General features: G+C 44.8%; 13 protein-coding genes. 10 read left to right on the forward strand and 3 right to left on the reverse strand.

All coding sequences use genetic code 11. The features are described 5' to 3' along the window. The first annotated feature begins 122 nt into the window (after positions 1-122). The 3 genes from A37S_RS23500 to A37S_RS0103575 are packed head-to-tail and all read left to right on the forward strand — an operon-like array spanning position 123 to position 5,205. Positions 123-3,185, forward strand: a complete 3,063-nt coding sequence (locus tag A37S_RS23500) for a SusC/RagA family TonB-linked outer membrane protein (protein ID WP_051292698.1) — start codon at positions 123-125, stop codon at positions 3,183-3,185. A 5-nt stretch (positions 3,186-3,190) separates the two neighbouring features. Then, the gene (locus tag A37S_RS0103570; protein WP_028295797.1) at positions 3,191-4,627 is read left to right on the forward strand and encodes a RagB/SusD family nutrient uptake outer membrane protein; all 1,437 of its coding nucleotides are present in this window, start codon (positions 3,191-3,193) and stop codon (positions 4,625-4,627) included. Positions 4,628-4,632: 5 nt separating this feature from the next. After that, on the forward strand, positions 4,633-5,205 hold the full coding sequence (locus A37S_RS0103575; protein ID WP_028295798.1) for a TlpA family protein disulfide reductase: 573 nt from the start codon (positions 4,633-4,635) through the stop codon (positions 5,203-5,205). 89 nt (positions 5,206-5,294) lie between these two features. Here A37S_RS0103575 and A37S_RS0103580 read toward each other — a convergent pair whose 3' ends face one another. Together A37S_RS0103580 and A37S_RS26090 are read right to left on the reverse strand one after the other, a co-directional pair. Beyond that, on the reverse strand, positions 5,295-5,918 hold the full coding sequence (locus A37S_RS0103580; RefSeq protein WP_157278389.1) for a hypothetical protein: 624 nt from the start codon (positions 5,916-5,918) through the stop codon (positions 5,295-5,297). A 178-nt stretch (positions 5,919-6,096) separates the two neighbouring features. Then, positions 6,097-7,107, reverse strand: a complete 1,011-nt coding sequence (locus A37S_RS26090) for a helix-turn-helix transcriptional regulator (protein ID WP_051292699.1) — start codon at positions 7,105-7,107, stop codon at positions 6,097-6,099. 78 nt (positions 7,108-7,185) lie between these two features. Between A37S_RS26090 and A37S_RS27000 the strand changes: the two genes are divergently transcribed. From A37S_RS27000 to A37S_RS0103625, 7 genes are all read left to right on the forward strand, one after another. Beyond that, complete coding sequence (locus A37S_RS27000; RefSeq protein WP_157278392.1) at positions 7,186-7,353, forward strand: hypothetical protein; 168 nt, start codon at positions 7,186-7,188, stop codon at positions 7,351-7,353. Between the two features lie 535 nt (positions 7,354-7,888). Further along, on the forward strand, positions 7,889-8,965 hold the full coding sequence (locus A37S_RS23510; RefSeq protein ID WP_051292700.1) for a nitroreductase family protein: 1,077 nt from the start codon (positions 7,889-7,891) through the stop codon (positions 8,963-8,965). Positions 8,966-8,969: 4 nt separating this feature from the next. Beyond that, complete coding sequence (locus A37S_RS0103600) at positions 8,970-10,097, forward strand: polysaccharide pyruvyl transferase family protein (RefSeq protein WP_028295800.1); 1,128 nt, start codon at positions 8,970-8,972, stop codon at positions 10,095-10,097. Next, positions 10,094-11,347, forward strand: a complete 1,254-nt coding sequence (locus A37S_RS0103605) for a glycosyltransferase (protein WP_028295801.1) — start codon at positions 10,094-10,096, stop codon at positions 11,345-11,347. Before A37S_RS0103600 ends, A37S_RS0103605 begins: the two co-directional genes overlap by 4 nt. Further along, the gene (locus A37S_RS23515) at positions 11,344-12,150 is read left to right on the forward strand and encodes a glycosyltransferase family 2 protein (protein WP_051292701.1); all 807 of its coding nucleotides are present in this window, start codon (positions 11,344-11,346) and stop codon (positions 12,148-12,150) included. The genes A37S_RS0103605 and A37S_RS23515 overlap by 4 nt, the downstream gene beginning before the upstream one ends. A 407-nt stretch (positions 12,151-12,557) precedes the next feature. After that, positions 12,558-13,751, forward strand: a complete 1,194-nt coding sequence (locus tag A37S_RS0103620) for a glycosyltransferase family 4 protein (protein ID WP_028295802.1) — start codon at positions 12,558-12,560, stop codon at positions 13,749-13,751. Positions 13,752-13,859: 108 nt separating this feature from the next. Beyond that, a complete protein-coding gene (locus A37S_RS0103625; RefSeq protein ID WP_028295803.1) occupies positions 13,860-14,975 on the forward strand; it encodes a glycosyltransferase family 2 protein in 1,116 nt (371 codons plus the stop codon). A gap of 72 nt (positions 14,976-15,047) precedes the next feature. Here A37S_RS0103625 and A37S_RS0103630 read toward each other — a convergent pair whose 3' ends face one another. Beyond that, entirely contained in the window at positions 15,048-15,959 is a 912-nt protein-coding gene (locus A37S_RS0103630; RefSeq protein ID WP_169719429.1) for a glycosyltransferase family 10 domain-containing protein, read from the reverse strand. Positions 15,960-15,966 lie beyond the last annotated feature (7 nt).

Consider the following 15,966-nt stretch of genomic DNA (forward strand, 5'->3'; position numbering starts at 1 on the left):
TTTGACCTCTTGTTCATCTGCAAACCTAAAAACCCAGTGTAACGATTTGACACGTTCCACCGATTTGTATCGGTATTTTTCGTTGTTTATCAACTAATTGCTTAACCGTATCAATTTAAGAAATGAAGCAAAATTTACGCTTTCGGGCATGCTATTGCCCTAGCCCATTCATTATAAAGCATCTATTATCGACGATACTTTTATTCCTATTATGTAAACCTGCGCTTGCGCAGGTCAAAGACACCACGCAAAGGCCACCGGTCGTGGATACCATCAAGAAAATCATCAAACGTAGCCTACAAGACACCACCTTTCAGTTGCAGGAGGTGGAAGTGGGCACGGGGTATCAGACTATGCCGAAAGAGAGCGCTACGGGAAGTTTCTCTCATGTCGACAACGAGCTGTACAACCGCAAGGTGAGCAGCAACGTGGTAGACCGCATAGCCGACCTGGTGCCAGGACTCTCCTACAACACGCCCGGCGACGGGCTGCTAATACGTGGGCGCAACTCCATCTATGCCGACGTGAACCCGCTCATCGTGGTGGACAACTTCCCCTTTGACGGCAACCTGGACAACATCAACCCGAACGACGTGGAAAGTATCACCGTGCTGAAAGATGCGGCCGCTGCCTCCATCTGGGGCGCCAGGGCGGGCAACGGCGTCATTGTCATCACCACCAAAAGGGGAAAGACGGCCAGGCCACAAGTGGCCTTCAACTCCAACTACAGCGTGCAGGGCAGGCCCGACCTGTACGGTCTGCCCATCATCTCATCGGCAGACTACATCGAGCTGGAAAAGGATCTCTTCTCCAGGAACTATTACAACACGCAGATTACCAATGAGCGGACCAAGGCTCCGCTGACGCCCGTAGTGGAGATATTGCAGCGGCAACGCCTGGGGGAACTGACCGAATCGGAAGCAAACGCGCTCATCGACGTACTGAAAGCCAACGACGTAAGGGAAGATCTCATGCGCTACTTCTACAGGAATAGTACCGCCCTTCAACAGGCGCTGAACGTCAGTGGCAGCACGCCCACGGTGAACTACTACATGTCGGCAGGCCACGACAGGGACAGGGACGAACTGGTGCAGGGCACGGACAATTCGCGCATCACGCTCCGCAACAGAAACACGTTCCAAATTGGCCGAAAGCTAAAGGTGCAGACCGGGCTTACCTTTTTGCAGAACACACGCAGCATCGGCAACAACCCCGGCAGGAACATCAACAGCGGCACCGGAAAGGGGCTCTATCCCTATGCCGACCTGGTGGACGAGCAGGGCAATCCGCTACAACTGGTGAGGGACTTCCGCCGGATATACGTCGACACCGTTTCTTCGCCGCTGGACTGGCGCTATTTTCCATACGCCGATCTGGGCACGGAAGAGCGCACGAACACCTATAGGGACTATGTGGTCAACGGTGGGGTTGAATATGACATCATACCCGGCCTGAATGCCCAGGTAAACTACCAGTATGGTTTTTCCTCCACCGCCAGTGTCAACCAATCGGACGTGGCGTCCTATTACACGAGAGATCGGATAAACCGCTTCTACCAACCCAATGCCACCAATCAATACCCCATTCCGATCGGGGATATCCTTACGGCGAGCAATAACGAAAACGTTTCGCACCAGTTGCGTGGGCAGTTGAACTTCGGCAAAAGCATCGCCACAGACCATGAAGTGAGTGCCCTTGGGGGGTTTGAGATCAAACGGACGGACACAAGGGGCAGGTCCTATACCATGTACGGGGTGAAGGACGACGGCAGTCAGGTAAACACACTGATCAATTTTAACGAAAGCTATCCGCAGTTCAACAATACAGCTTCACGTAGTATGATACCCAATTCACAGAGCATCTCACAATCGGCAGATCGTTTCATCTCCTACTACGGCAACGTGGGCTACCAGTATAGAAACAGCTATTCCTTGACGGGCAGCATACGCAAGGACGCCGCCAACCTGTTCGGCGTGAATACCAACCAGCGCGGCGTCCCCTTATGGTCGGCAGGACTTGGATGGCAAATCCACAACGAACCGTTCTATCCTTTTCTCGCCCTTCCCTACCTCAAGCTACGGGCAACGTACGGTAGCAACGGCAATTTTAGCAGGCGGGCATCCGCACTGTCCACCATTTCCTATGGCATATCGACCAACAACACTACATCGGCGACCATCAGTGCCCCTCCCAACAGTTTGCTGCGATGGGAGCAGACCAGGATAGCCAACCTCGGGCTGGATTTTGCCACCAGGGGCAATAGGCTGTCAGGTACATTGGAATATTACAAAAAGAACATCAGGGACATACTGGCAGAGGCTCCCGTAGACCCAACGATGGGTGTATCCACCTTTTATGGGAACGTGGCCAGCATGAAAGGGGAGGGATTGGAGGTGGAGCTGAATGCCAATCTCCCCCTGTCATCCCGCTCCAGCTGGCAGGGAAGTTTCCTTTTTAGCTATGCGCAGACAAGGGTGACGGAATACCTCCTGCCCATGCCTCCTACCAATCTGGTGCTTGGTTCCAACAGTGGCGTGACACCGATACTGGACAGGCCCATAAAGACGGTATACAGCTATGCATGGGCGGGGCTGAACCCGGAGAACGGCAACCCGATGGGCTATATCCATGGTGAGCCTAGCGAGGACTATACGGCACTGACCAATATCGCGGTAGAAGACCTGGTCTACAACGGTGCCGTGCAGCCTCCCTATTTTGGCGCTTTCCGCAGCGGGTTCACCTGGGGCGGTTTCTCTTGCTCGTTTACGGTCAACTACCGCTTTGGGCACTATTTCAGGAGGACATCCGTCTACTACGGCACGCTGTACAGCAACTGGACGGGACACTCCGACTATGGGTTGCGCTGGCAGGAGCCCGGCAACGAGCTAAGCACGCAGGTGCCATCGATGGTCTATCCAGCAAACAGCTCGCGAGACAACTTCTATACCAATGCGGAGGTGCTGGTAGAGAAAGGGGACTACATTCGGCTGGAGGACGTGCGGCTACAGTATACCGTCGGTAGGAAACTCATGGGCAATCTGCCCTTTCGACAGCTTACGTTCTATGCATACACAAGCAATCTGGGGTTGCTCTGGGCAGCAAACGACAGAGGCATAGACCCCTCCTACCAAAATTCGCCCGTACTGGGCAAGAGAATATCGTTTGGACTCAACTTTAGTTTATAAGAATTATGAAAAATAGATTAACCTCCATGGGCTATTGCCACCTGATGGCCCTTATCTTTTGCCTTATGCAACTTGCCTGTACGGACTCCAGCTTCCTCGATGCCGTGCCCAATAAAAGTTTGGTCATCCCACATACACTGGATGACTACCAGGCCATTTTGGACAATGATAGGTTTATGAACGGAAGCGTTAGCTCGAATTATGGTGTGACACCCGCACTGGGAGATATGGGAGCTGATGATTATGTGTTGTTGGAGAGTTTTGAAGATCACCCCATCATGGATAATGAATATGCAAACATATATACTTGGCAAAGCCACATTTTTGAGAGGAGCGGTATTCATGGCGACTGGACCGAACCTTATAGAACAGTTCTTTATGCCAATATGGTGTTGAACGGAATAAAAGACATTCATATAACAGAGAATGATAGGGGGGAATATGAGAAGATAAGAGGAAGTGCTCTTTTTTATAGGGCACATGCCTTTTATCAGTTGGCGCAGATTTTTGCACCGCCATATCCGATTAACGAAAATGCTTCATTACTGTTAGGTATTCCATTACGACTCGATAGCGACATAAATGAACCGTTGCAGATAGCCAATTTGGAAGACACGTACCAAAGGATAATCCTTGATCTCGAAATATCCATACCTTTATTGCCAGAAAAAGCACAGTTCAATACACGCCCCTCTAAGGCAGCGTCTCATGCATTATTAGCTAGAACCTATCTGGTGATGCATCAATACCAGAAAGCAAAAGATCACGCGGATTCTTGCTTAATGATAAAGGATGATTTGCTTGATTACAATGAAGTTCTACAACAGTCTGGGGAGCAATCGCTTTATCCATTTGGAGACGCTAGAGAAAATAAGGAAATTATTTTCTCTAGTTTGATGGTGAACCAAAATGCCAACTTAAAGGACGGTTTTTTCTCTGTTACACCTGCAACGTTACTTAATCAATATGGGAGTGGAGACTTAAGAAAAACACTATATTTCCATAATGAGGAATGGGGAATTACGTATTCAGGAAGTTATAGCAACAATAATTATTACCAGCATTTCTCAGGATTGGCCACGGATGAAATATACCTCGTCAGGGCCGAGGCAAAGGTTCGTCTCGGTGACCATGCAGGAGCACTGGACGACCTAAACTCATTGCTGATAAAAAGACACGATGCTACATTTAACGGGATATCTGCATCTTCAAGTTTGGATATCCTCGATGCAATATTGAGCGAACGAAGAAAGGAATTGTTGATGCGCGGATTGAGATGGACGGATTTGCGTCGCTTAAATGAAGAAGGGTATAACATTACTATTAGTCGAAAATTCCGTGGCCGGACCTATTCACTGCCTCCAAATGACCCTAGGTATACTTACCCCATCCCTCCCAATATTATGGTATTCAATCCGACCTGGCCCCAGAACGCACGCTAAAGAAAATGAAGTTAACGATTACGATACTGACCGTTTTGTATTTTGTTGGTGAACAATCCGCTATTGCACAACAAAAGTTCAAACCTTTAAGTGTTCACGATACGGTGCCAGAACTGGAATTGAAAATGATCAACTACAAGGCTCCAACCGTAAAGTTGAGCGACTTTAGAGGTAAACTGCTCATTCTTGATTTTTGGTCCAAGTGGTGCTCAGTATGTATTGCACAGTTCGCAAAGGTCAAAAAACTGCAAGACGAATTTGGTGACGGCATTTTTATTTTGCCTGTAGGTTATCAAACAGATATGAAATGGGATAACATAGAACACTTTTATGAACAGCGAATATCCATGGGGAACCCGATTGAAATCCCTTCAGCCGTACAGGATATGAAAACTGACACATTGCTTAGGAGGCTATTTCCCTTTTCGGCAGTTCCGTACCTGATATGGATAGACCATTCAGGTACAGTATTAGGAATTACCTCCCATCATGCCTTGACGTCAGAAATGATACAAATTTACCTCGATGACCATAGACGTTTGGAAAAGCTGCGTGGAGCATTTGACAAAATAAAATAGATTCAAACATGAGTGGTAGCTGGCTTGTGCTACCACTCATGAAATCGTTTCATTCGTTAAGAGTTAGGGCTCACCCAAGCTTAAAACTACTAGTTTTTACTTCTTTCTGCATCGGCAGTATTGGAAGACGGAACCCAATATTCTACGCCATCGATGTTTTCTATTGTGAAGTTAGTTTCATTTCTCACATAACCTTTAGCACAGCAGTACGCAGTCCCAGAGCAACTAACCGCAGGATTTGGAGTTTGCGGTAAATCGTCCACAGTTTCATAATCCTCTACTGGATATAATGTCCTATCCATACCACTCGTTGAGCATCCAACCTGATTCCCCGGTGTCTGATACCATACATAATTAGTTTGCACTGCCTCATTTTCTGCAGTCTCATTGGAAATGCCCTCCTTCTCACCCGCCATCAAACTACGGATCATGAAAAAGGATATAAACAATAAAATCAATAATGATGCGACGATATATAATCTCGCGTTTAAAATACGTACCATATTTTTTGGTTTTAAGTAATAAGTTTTAATTTCTATGACCCCTTTCGTCGGTCGGGCCATGTCCCGAAAGCCATCGTACACAGGTGGCGGCTTTCGATAGCTGGGCAAGCTGCTCAGCATGACGGGATAGTTAGTCACCGCTTCCCCGCGGGAAGGGCGCGAACCTGCGGTCGTGGGCTTGCTGCCATGCCCACCACTTTGTCCATCCAAATTTTCCCGTCCTGTGTCCCATTTTTTTATCCTCCTGCCGTTTCACCGGCCAACGGAACAAAAGTAGTACACGAAACAGGGCCAAAACAATCGCCCACCGGGGTGATTCGGCTCATCCAAGAAGGGTGATTTTCTGCTCACCAGGGGTGGGTGATACCTTTGGGAACTGCCCTTGGGCCTAGTCTGGGCGCTCCATTGCCAAGACGGCTGCCAGCGCCGTACGGTCATTGACGCCCGTTTTCTTGTAGATATTGCGGATGTGGGTCTTCACCGTATTGCGCGATACGTAGAGCGCATCGGCTATGGCGGCATTGCTCTTGCCGTCCAAGAGGTAGCGGGCCACCCTCACCTCGGCCTGGCTAAGGCCGTGGTGCAGGCAGTTGGCATCAAAGCGCATCTGGTCTATGCCCTTATCGCTGAGGCGCAGCAGCAGGCGCTGCTCCTCGCGCGCCTGCATGGCAGAGCGGTACAGCAGTATGGCCGTGGCCACGAGGTAGCAACTATTGGTAAAGAGTACGTCCGTCAGTTGGCTCAGCGGCAGGTACAGCACCAGGGGCAGTGCACACCAGGGCAGTAGGGTGAGCAGGGCCACCACGCGCTCCTGATTCATACCCTTGCGAGGGGCCTGGAGGTACTCCTGGCGCAGGTCGTCCAGCACGGAAAACAGCAGGTAGATACAATAGCCTATCACAAACCAGAAATAATAACCATGCAGCGTTGCGGCCAGCTCCCTGCTAAGCAAGGCATTTGCTAGGGAAAACGACGCATAGCCGAGCAGAAAAATAACCGCCATGCCATAAAAGGCATAGGGAAAGATGATGCGCAGCGCAAAGGCACCGCGGAAGTACAGCGGCAGGTAAGTGACCATAAGATACCCGATGCACAAGGGAATCATGTGCTGGACGTGCAGGGGTATAAGCCCGATGGAACTATCCGGAAAAATGGCCGTCGTGAGGTTGTGCAGGATGAGCAAGACGAGCAGGATAAAGTGCCAGCGCCTATGGTACTCCTCCGGCTTCTGCAGCAACAAGACAGACTGCCCACCGAGCATGATGAGCTCCAGCGCGATAAAGGCGAGGGTAAGGTCTTGTATCTGGGTAAAATGTATGTGCATAAGCGAGTTCTTTTTTACCAAAATGAGAATCATCACCGTAAGTCCATTTTCATTGTCAAAATAAGCGGTAAGCAATCATTTTCATTGTCGTAAAAATAAAAAATACGCCATATTCTATCAAAAAACACAAAATTTTATTCCGAAATTTGCCGTATGGAGCAGCAGATTGATGGATACGTCGGCCAAGGTATTGATCTGATGGAGCAAGAAAATAACCGGTTACCGAATATCCCAAAAATTACTCTTAAGAAATATGTTTTCAACAAAAGAAATGCCACCCTCAACAAACTGATGGATGAGCCCTTTATGCCCTGTCAATAGCTCGTATTTCGCCAGATAAACACAAAACGCTGCTAAAGCGCGTTTAAATAGGTGTTTCTGCACAAAAACACATCAAAACTGAGGCTCTCTTTTCGGAAGAAGAGAGCCTCAGTTTTCAAAAAGAGGGTCAAACTTTCTCAAGTTTGGCCCTCTTTTTGGAATTTCACCTTTAAGTCCGGCAAAAAAAGCATGGTAAAACACAAAAAAGACAGAAAAAAGACTAAATCAACTCCAACGAAAGAAACAATATTAACCACAAATAAAAAAGTCAAAACCCTGGTACTAGGCTTACAATCGCGATATTGCCTAAACCTAAAAAAATGGCACCGAAGTAATGTTGCTGTTCTCTCCCTATAGTTCTAGTTCTTAACTTGTTTTCTGACCACGAATAGCCGTAGCCCCTTCTACGCCTACTCTGAAACAGCACATCACAACAGCTTTGTTACAAACAGCCTGTATTGTTCAGCCAACAACCTTCGTTTTAACAAACAACTAACATATTATTTAGAACAATTATAGCCGAACGGTTACATACATGAAACAAAGAATCGTTTCTTTTTTTCTGAATTTGCTTGCTCAGTGGCTATGGAAACTTAGAAACTATTTCAGTGCTAAGCAATCGCATTATATTTCTTGGGGCACGGCCAGCCCTTTTAGAAGCACCCTTTATTACCTTTTATTTAGCGCCGAGTTCGACAATATACATTTCAGGCTATTAAATGGGAAATCCCATTTTTTGGATGACCCCAAATCGTTGGGTGTATATTCCAAAACACGCCGCAACATCCATCGGCTCGAAAAGGGGATTGCTGCAAACATGTTAGATCGGCGTAATAGTTTTGCAACAGATTACATCTCGGAAACCATCGACGATTTTTCTGCGCTTGCCCAGAATGGGGCAAATCCATACTTTTTAAAATGGGGAAAGGACGTACTGGAAACCTATTTTTCCATAGTAACTCAAACAGACAGCATAGAAGCATTATACACGAAATTCCGGTCCATTGACCTGTCCAAAAGCGACAACCATAGTATTAAGTCCATTCCTTACGCATATGGAACCGTTCGTAGTTCAAAACCGACATTTGAGCAGTTGAATTCCCTGCTCGTTAACAGGCATTCAGTTAGGTGGTACAACGGAAAAAGGGTTGCAGATGACATTATTCAGAAAGCTGTGTCCGCCGCTTTGACAGCACCCAGTGCCTGCAACAGACAAGCATTCAAGGTCTATTGTCTCCAAGGCGATAAACTAGAAGATATCAAACGATTAAAATTGGGCTTCGAAATATTTGCCGATTATATACATACTTTTCTTTTCATCGTGGGCGACCTAAGCGCTTATGTAGAAGAGCGGGACAAGCATCTGATTTATATAGACGGCGGCCTGTTCGCCATGTCCTTGATGCTCGCTCTTGAAACCATGGGCGTATCCTCTTGCCCTATTAATTATCCGGACATGAGCTGGCTGGACAACGAAATAGAAAGGATATTGGATCTACAGCGTTACCAAAAGGGCGTTATGCTCATATCCATTGGCTATGCCAATGAGGACAGCCCTATACCATTCTCGGCAAAAAAACAAGTCAACGAAGTGTTAACATTTGTAAAGTGAGGCGATGAACATACTGATAGACCATGCCGGATTTATAAACAAAGGAGCAGAGCTGATGCTTTACGCCACACGCGATAGTGCATCAAGGCTTTTTCCCGATGCCAAATTTGTCATCCAAGAAGAAATTGCTGCCATTCCCAAGGATAAAATCGTTAAAAAGCGTTTTCATATACTATCACACCCTAAAGACAAACGGCGTTTCATTCCCGACAAATACACCCATTATGCGCACTTCATTAGGCCCCGGAACATCGATCTGGTATTGGATGCTGGAGGCTTCCAGTTTTCCGATCAGTGGATAGAAGCCTATACCGAGGAATCAAATGAAATGCTAAGACAATACTACAGTACCCTGAAGTCGGGTGGCGCAAAAATTGTCTTTCTACCACAGGCACTAGGGCCATTCACCCTACCGCTAGCCATTGAAAGGATTAAGGATGCTTATGCGGTTGCCGACTTGTTCTATGCCCGCGAACAAACATCCTACAATCATTTGTGCGAACTACTGGGAACCCAGGAAAAAATCAGGCTATGTCCTGACTTCACCAACATATACAAACCAAGTGTACCCATGGCAGATCTCCTCCCCTTCAAAGCATATATAGGCATCATACCCAACCAAAAAATGGTCACCCATACTCCTACCAATGTTTCCAAAAGTTACCTGACCTTCATGGTTGATCTCTGTAAAAAGCTGATGGGAAAAGGACACCCCATTGTCCTTATCAATCACGAAGGTAAAGGAGACCAAGAGATCATGCGTACCATAAAAGACGAACTGCCCAAGGAGGTAATCTACTTAAACAACCTGAACGCGGCTGAAATCAAGGCCGTCATTGGCCGTCTCAAGGCCGTGGTGTCTTCCCGGTTTCACGGGGCAGCAAGCGGACTGGCACAAAGAGTGCTCACATTCTGTACCGGCTGGAGCCATAAATATCAGGAATTGCTAAAAGACTATGGCGTGGAAAGCAATTTCCTACAAGTAAACGACCTGCACGGCTCTTACCAAAAAATTGTCCAGGCAATGGAATCAAAAGATAAAGAGCGCTTCCACCCCGATCGACTTGCCGTCTCCTCTCAGGAGCAACAAGTGAGGCAAATGTGGGACGAAATCAGCCAACTTCCGCTATGAAAATACTCCATATCAATACAGTAGACACGGGAGGAGCGGCCACGGCCTGCCTACGAATACACCTAGCTTTACTTGAAAAAGGCATCGATTCCAAGGTGTTGCTCTTGGGCAAAAACCGAGAAATACCGGAAACCTACCTCTTTGAACCCACTATCCCGCCTGTAAGCAAAATGCAACGGCTACGCAAAAAGCTAACCAAGCTATCGCCACTGGCCAAACGCCGGGCAAGACAGCAACAACGCCAACTGGCAGACCTTAACGCCAGACAGCAAGGAGCCGAGATCTTCTCCTTCCCTACTTCACCCTATGACATCACACAGTCGCCGTTATACCAAGAGGCAGATATCATCCAGCTCAATTGGGTATCGGGCTTTCTGGACGAGCCATCTTTTTTTGCCAAGAACACCAAACCCGTCATATGGCGCATGGCTGACCTCTATACCTGTGGGGGTGGCTACCACTACGAGAAAGGATTTCCCTTCGATGCCTTGCGCCCAGAACTGGAGATCAACCATGCCCTCCGCCTGGCTACCTTAAAAGGGAAAAAGCTGCACATGGTCCCCATATCCAACTGGGTGAAAAGAAAGGCTGAAGAAAGCGAAATACTGGGTCCATTGAACAAAACAATGATAAACAACGGCTTGGACAGAACGCTGTTCAAACCCCATGATAAAGCTTTTGCAAGATCGGTGTTTAATCTACCACAGGGCAAGAAAATATTGCTGTTTGGCGCTGCAAATGTCAAAAACAAAAGAAAGGGTTTCGACCTGCTGAAGAAAGCCTTATATACCCTAGAAGAAGACGTGGTATTGGTAGTTTTCGGTCGTGATGCATTAGACCCCACTGAATTTATGTTTCCTTTAATACAGTTAGCCAGAATAGCCGATAAAAGGTTGCTTTCTGTGCTGTATGCCGCGGCCGATTATTTTGTGATGCCTTCCATAGAAGAAGCCTTCGGCCAGGTAAGTATCGAAGCATTGGCTTGTGGCACGCCCATTGTGTCTTTTCCCACGGGAGGTAGCTTAGACATTGTCAGGGAAGAATTGAATGGTACATTAGCGGCAGATTTCACCTCCCAAGGTTTTGCGGCAGCCCTCAAACGGGCTTTGGCTACAGACTTTGACAAAGAGGCGCTTCTAGCAGATGTCAAAGAACGTTTTGACATTGCAGACAAGGCAGACGAGTACATTGAACTATATGCACGTCTGTTGGCAGAGCATAGGCATCGTGTGCCATCAGCATTGATATGAATAACAAACAAAAGAAGATTATGCAGATTAGTGTCATCACCGTTAACCTAAACAACCGAGAAGGACTGGAGAGAACTATACGCTCTGTTGTATCACAGACCATTTTCTCACAAACAGAATACATCGTGGTGGACGGAGGATCCAAGGACGGAAGCGTAGAATCGGTCAAAAGTTTTGGAGACAAGATTTCCCATTGGGTAAGTGAGCCCGATAGGGGCATCTACCATGCCATGAACAAAGGGATCGAGATGGCCAAAGGAGAATACCTGTTGTTTTTGAACAGTGGGGATGTACTCTATGAGGAGGATACCCTTTTAAAAGTAAGCAAGCAGCTGGGTAGTCATGACATCGTCTATGGCGACTTGATATACGATAGAAATAGCAAACTTAGCTTATCTCGTTATCCAGATAGGGTTACCTTCGACTATTTGTATCAAAGCTATCTGCCACATCCTGCCTCCTTCATAAAAAGAGAAACGCTCGTCAAGCTGGGCGTGTATGACGAGACGTACAAGATATGTGCAGATTGGGTGTTTTTCATGCGAGCTATTTGCCGATACAGTGTAAGCTATTTGCACATTGATCAGGTTATCTCAGTCTACAACACCGAAGGCATAAGTGCACAGGTAGATCAGCAAGAAACGATAAAAAAAGAAAGAAATCATCTTTTATCGTCAGAGTTCAGTGCTTTTATAGCCGACTACGAAGATTACCACTCTCTGAAATCCCAATTGACAAGATGGGAGAAAAAAAGACTATTTCGATGGTTAAAAAAATTAAAGTACCTAAAAATCGATCAATAAACAGCACCAAACTTACATCACACGTCCTTACACAATCAAATTTTCCAGAAAGCGCCCGATAGAAGGCATATTGAAGCATTTGATTTCCTAGTCCTGCTAAGAAGCGAATGGTTTACATTACGCTACCCGTCTTTCTTTTTAAACCAAAAGCAACCGCCCTCATAGAATTGCTTTCCAACGGATCGCCATATCTTCCCAATCCCACATACTCCATCGTGTACACGCAAGAGATCGATTCAACACTACTGGCCGCTTTAACGAACGATCACGTGCCTTGCGACTGGTGCTTAACCATGGCGACAAAGAAAATAAATTCTCTTTGTAACACCGTGTACATAATCTTCGTTATAAACGTAAGCATATGGGCATTTAGAAAAACTCTAAAAATGCCTTGCAATTAGCAACTAATGAATTATAAAAAGAAATTTGGTACGCTGGACGCCTTATTGCGTTATCCGTATATCTCGTACAAATTACAGCACTTAGATACCGATTATTTTTTTGTTTTTCCCTTTTATGCCACTGGAGGAGCAGAAAGAGTACACTTGGAAATCCTCAAGCTGATTGGCAATGGAACAAAACCCGCCTGTTTCATCACGGAGGCATCAAAAAACTCAGGATTTCTGACGGAATTTATGGAAGTTTCCACAGTAATCTACTTGAGCAGATGGGGTACAAAGGCCTCGTTTGTACCTAAAATGGCTCAAAAGATAGCCAAAGTAATTAACCAGAGGAAAAAACCAGTGGTTTTCGGTAGCAACAGCCAGTTCTTTTACGACCTGATACCTTTCCTTCAGGAGCACGTTAGGGTAATAGATTTAATCCATTCTTTTGTTGAGAAGGATAACGAAGGGTTAGAGAACTATAGTTTGCCAGTTGCGGACAGGATAAATGCAAGAATAGTGCTCGGTGAGTACCACAAAGGTAAACTCATTGCTCTTTATGAACGGCACCACAGAAAGGAAAGCCTGGCTAAAAACATCCATATCATATCCAATAAGGGTCCCGTTATCATTAACAAAAAAACAAAGACAGTCGACTCGTTTCGCAGAAAGTTACACATATTATTCGTAGCAAGAAATAGTCCGGAAAAGCGTCCTGACGTGTTCTTTAGTATTGCCCAAACCTGTATCGACAAAAAGCTACCTGTCCATTTCACCGTAGTAGGAGATTTTGACATCTATCGAAAAAGCCATCCACAGATAGATTTTAAGGGACACATTACCAAGAAGTCCGAGCTATACGCTATATATGACTCGGCTCATTTGATAGTGTGCACTTCTATTTTTGAGGGGTTCCCAATGGTATTTGTGGAGGCTATGACTTTTGGAGTAATACCACTGTCGGTCGACGTGGGAGAAATCCCTAATTATATATCGCAGGATAGAGAAACCGGCTTTTTAATAAGCAATACTCACGATACGGTCCAGTTGACGACCTCGTTCTACAAACAGATAAGTGTTATAGTTCATAACAAGGAAATCTTGTTGAAATATTCCCAAAATTGTGCTAAATTAGTAGAAAGAGAATTCAATTCGGACAAGTTTTCACAAGCTTATAAAAAATTGATACTCGACACAAGCAATGAGTCTATTGATTAAAGGTCGAAATAAAAACCCGTCACAAGAAACCATCTCTTATTATACTACATTTGTAAAGCAAAATCAATAAAGTATTTCATTGGCATTCTTAATCCTTTTACTACATTTATGCACATAAATATTGATATTATTATTCCGTCGTTCCGTCTAGAAGATCGATATATTCTTCCTATATTAAATTTGCCCAAACCAGACAATGCGAGCTTCACCTACTATCTTGTTGTTGATAATCCCAATATCACACCCTCAAGATCGCTGGCATCACATATTGCAAATAGAGATGATATTGTCTTACATATAAACGAGGATAACAAGGGAGCCGCAAAAACCCGAAATATAGGAATTGAGTTAGGAAATTCAGAATGGTTGCTATTTTTGGACGATGATATCCAAATAGCCCCGTCGTTACTCTTCGAATACGTCAATGCCATAAAGGGATATCCACATGAAATAGGTTTCATTGGTCTAGTGAAATTGCCTGAACCAATCAATGCCTTTACGCAAGCCATATTGGTCAATGGTTCAATGAGCGTGTTTAGCATTGCGGAAAAAGAGGACTATTTTGCATGGGGAGCAACAGCCAATATCCTTATACGAAGGAAATCAATTGGAAACATAAGATTTTCAAATGAATACCCAAAATTTGGAGGAGGTGAAGATGTAGATTTCTTCCTAAAGGTAAGGGATAACAACAATTATAAAAATTATAAAACCCTCAAGAAAGCAGTTGTATACCATCCTTGGTGGCATAGTGGCAAGGTAGATCTACAGCGTCCTTTTAGGTACGGAGTCGGCAACAGTTATTTAGGACAGCATAATAGCAGATATATTTATTATGATTTCCCAAATTCAGTCGAAACTTTGTGCCTATTAGCAGTCATGGCACTAATCACCGTTTTCTTCAATTCAAAATTCGCCCTTTTGTTGTTTTCGCTGATTCCTATAATGCTATTAATCGATGTACTGGCGCTTGCAATACAACTGACTAAGCGAAAAGAAAAAGTAGACCTGCAAGTATTGACATATATTATTGTATTACGATTGGCTTATCAAATGGGTCTCCTAATGGGCAATCTATCACGATACAGACTGAAGGGAATAGGTGAGAGATTTGATTATTTTGGCAAGCCCGGGAGAAATGCTTTTTTTAAGTTCAACACCTATAAAATCACAAAATGGATACTCTATTTTTTACTAGCCGCCTCTATATTAATGATTGTTTAGTTACAATCATTAATCTCTGTACTTATTGTACGTGAAATTATAGCGTTTAAAACTATAATATACGGCAGCGCGCTAGTGATGTTCGAATTTCTCTATCAATAAGTTTCTGAGTCTTGAAAATCTATCGGCAATATATTCAGCAGCCGTATCCTTAAATTTCGGTTGAGCTGTGAATTCCTGGTACCGCTTTTTGCTGCTATGTAAATCTTCTACTATCCGCATCACTTTTTTTACCGAAAACTTGTCGTCCCACCTCACTATAGCATCATGATTTAGCACATCGGGCTCTGGTTGACCCTTTGCACCCCAATATATGGGAACAGTACCAGCACGTATTGCTTCGAATAATTTTTCCGTAACATATCCATCATGGTTTGTGTTCTCTGGGCAAATATTAAATTTATATTGCTTTAAAAAGCTTATTTTATCATTATTAAATTTAGATTTCAGTTCATTCGTATTCGGCATAAAGGAACCCGCACTATCCACCTGTTCTATTTCACTAAGGGCGTGATACAACCTGCTTCGTATCCCGTTTTTATCATGACTACATACCATAGCGCAGAACTTGTCTTTTGCAGAACTTCCTGGTTGATAAAAATTGTCCAATACTACTTGTATGTCTCTTTGGTGAAAATCTACGGCAAAAAAGTAAAACAGCCAAATGGGAAACCGCAAATAGTTAGTAGCATCAATGTAATCAAACCCCAAAGAGATATCAACACTAGACAAGCAATAATCGCGATACTCATGAAATCGCCGTACATTCTCGCCAGTATAAAACAGCTTTACTTTACTTTTGCTTTTATCAATAGCTCGTCTTGGACCAAAAACGGACGATAAAAGCAAGCTATTACTCTTTGTAAGATAATCCGCACAATGATGCACTACAAATTGATATAACCAGACATCTTCCTTTCTTTGAGATTTCCAAAAATTTAGAACTTCTATATGTAAATCATCTGGCGCATATGTATATTCCACGTCTTCC

This window comes from Olivibacter sitiensis DSM 17696 (genome assembly GCF_000427965.1).
In the GTDB taxonomy this organism is placed as follows: domain Bacteria; phylum Bacteroidota; class Bacteroidia; order Sphingobacteriales; family Sphingobacteriaceae; genus Olivibacter; species Olivibacter sitiensis.

What these genes read in the sequence shown, in the direction of transcription:
- A37S_RS23515 (WP_051292701.1), top strand. Translation starts at nt 11,344, where the DNA reads ATGAATAACAAACAAAAGAAGATTATGCAGATTAGTGTCATCACCGTT.
- A37S_RS23510 (WP_051292700.1), top strand. Translation starts at nt 7,889, where the DNA reads ATGAAACAAAGAATCGTTTCTTTTTTTCTGAATTTGCTTGCTCAGTGG.
- A37S_RS0103600 (WP_028295800.1), top strand. Translation starts at nt 8,970, where the DNA reads ATGAACATACTGATAGACCATGCCGGATTTATAAACAAAGGAGCAGAG.
- A37S_RS0103625 (WP_028295803.1), top strand. Translation starts at nt 13,860, where the DNA reads ATGCACATAAATATTGATATTATTATTCCGTCGTTCCGTCTAGAAGAT.
- A37S_RS23500 (WP_051292698.1), top strand. Translation starts at nt 123, where the DNA reads ATGAAGCAAAATTTACGCTTTCGGGCATGCTATTGCCCTAGCCCATTC.
- A37S_RS0103570 (WP_028295797.1), top strand. Translation starts at nt 3,191, where the DNA reads ATGAAAAATAGATTAACCTCCATGGGCTATTGCCACCTGATGGCCCTT.
- A37S_RS0103605 (WP_028295801.1), top strand. Translation starts at nt 10,094, where the DNA reads ATGAAAATACTCCATATCAATACAGTAGACACGGGAGGAGCGGCCACG.
- A37S_RS0103575 (WP_028295798.1), top strand. Translation starts at nt 4,633, where the DNA reads ATGAAGTTAACGATTACGATACTGACCGTTTTGTATTTTGTTGGTGAA.
- A37S_RS0103620 (WP_028295802.1), top strand. Translation starts at nt 12,558, where the DNA reads ATGAATTATAAAAAGAAATTTGGTACGCTGGACGCCTTATTGCGTTAT.
- A37S_RS27000 (WP_157278392.1), top strand. Translation starts at nt 7,186, where the DNA reads ATGGAGCAGCAGATTGATGGATACGTCGGCCAAGGTATTGATCTGATG.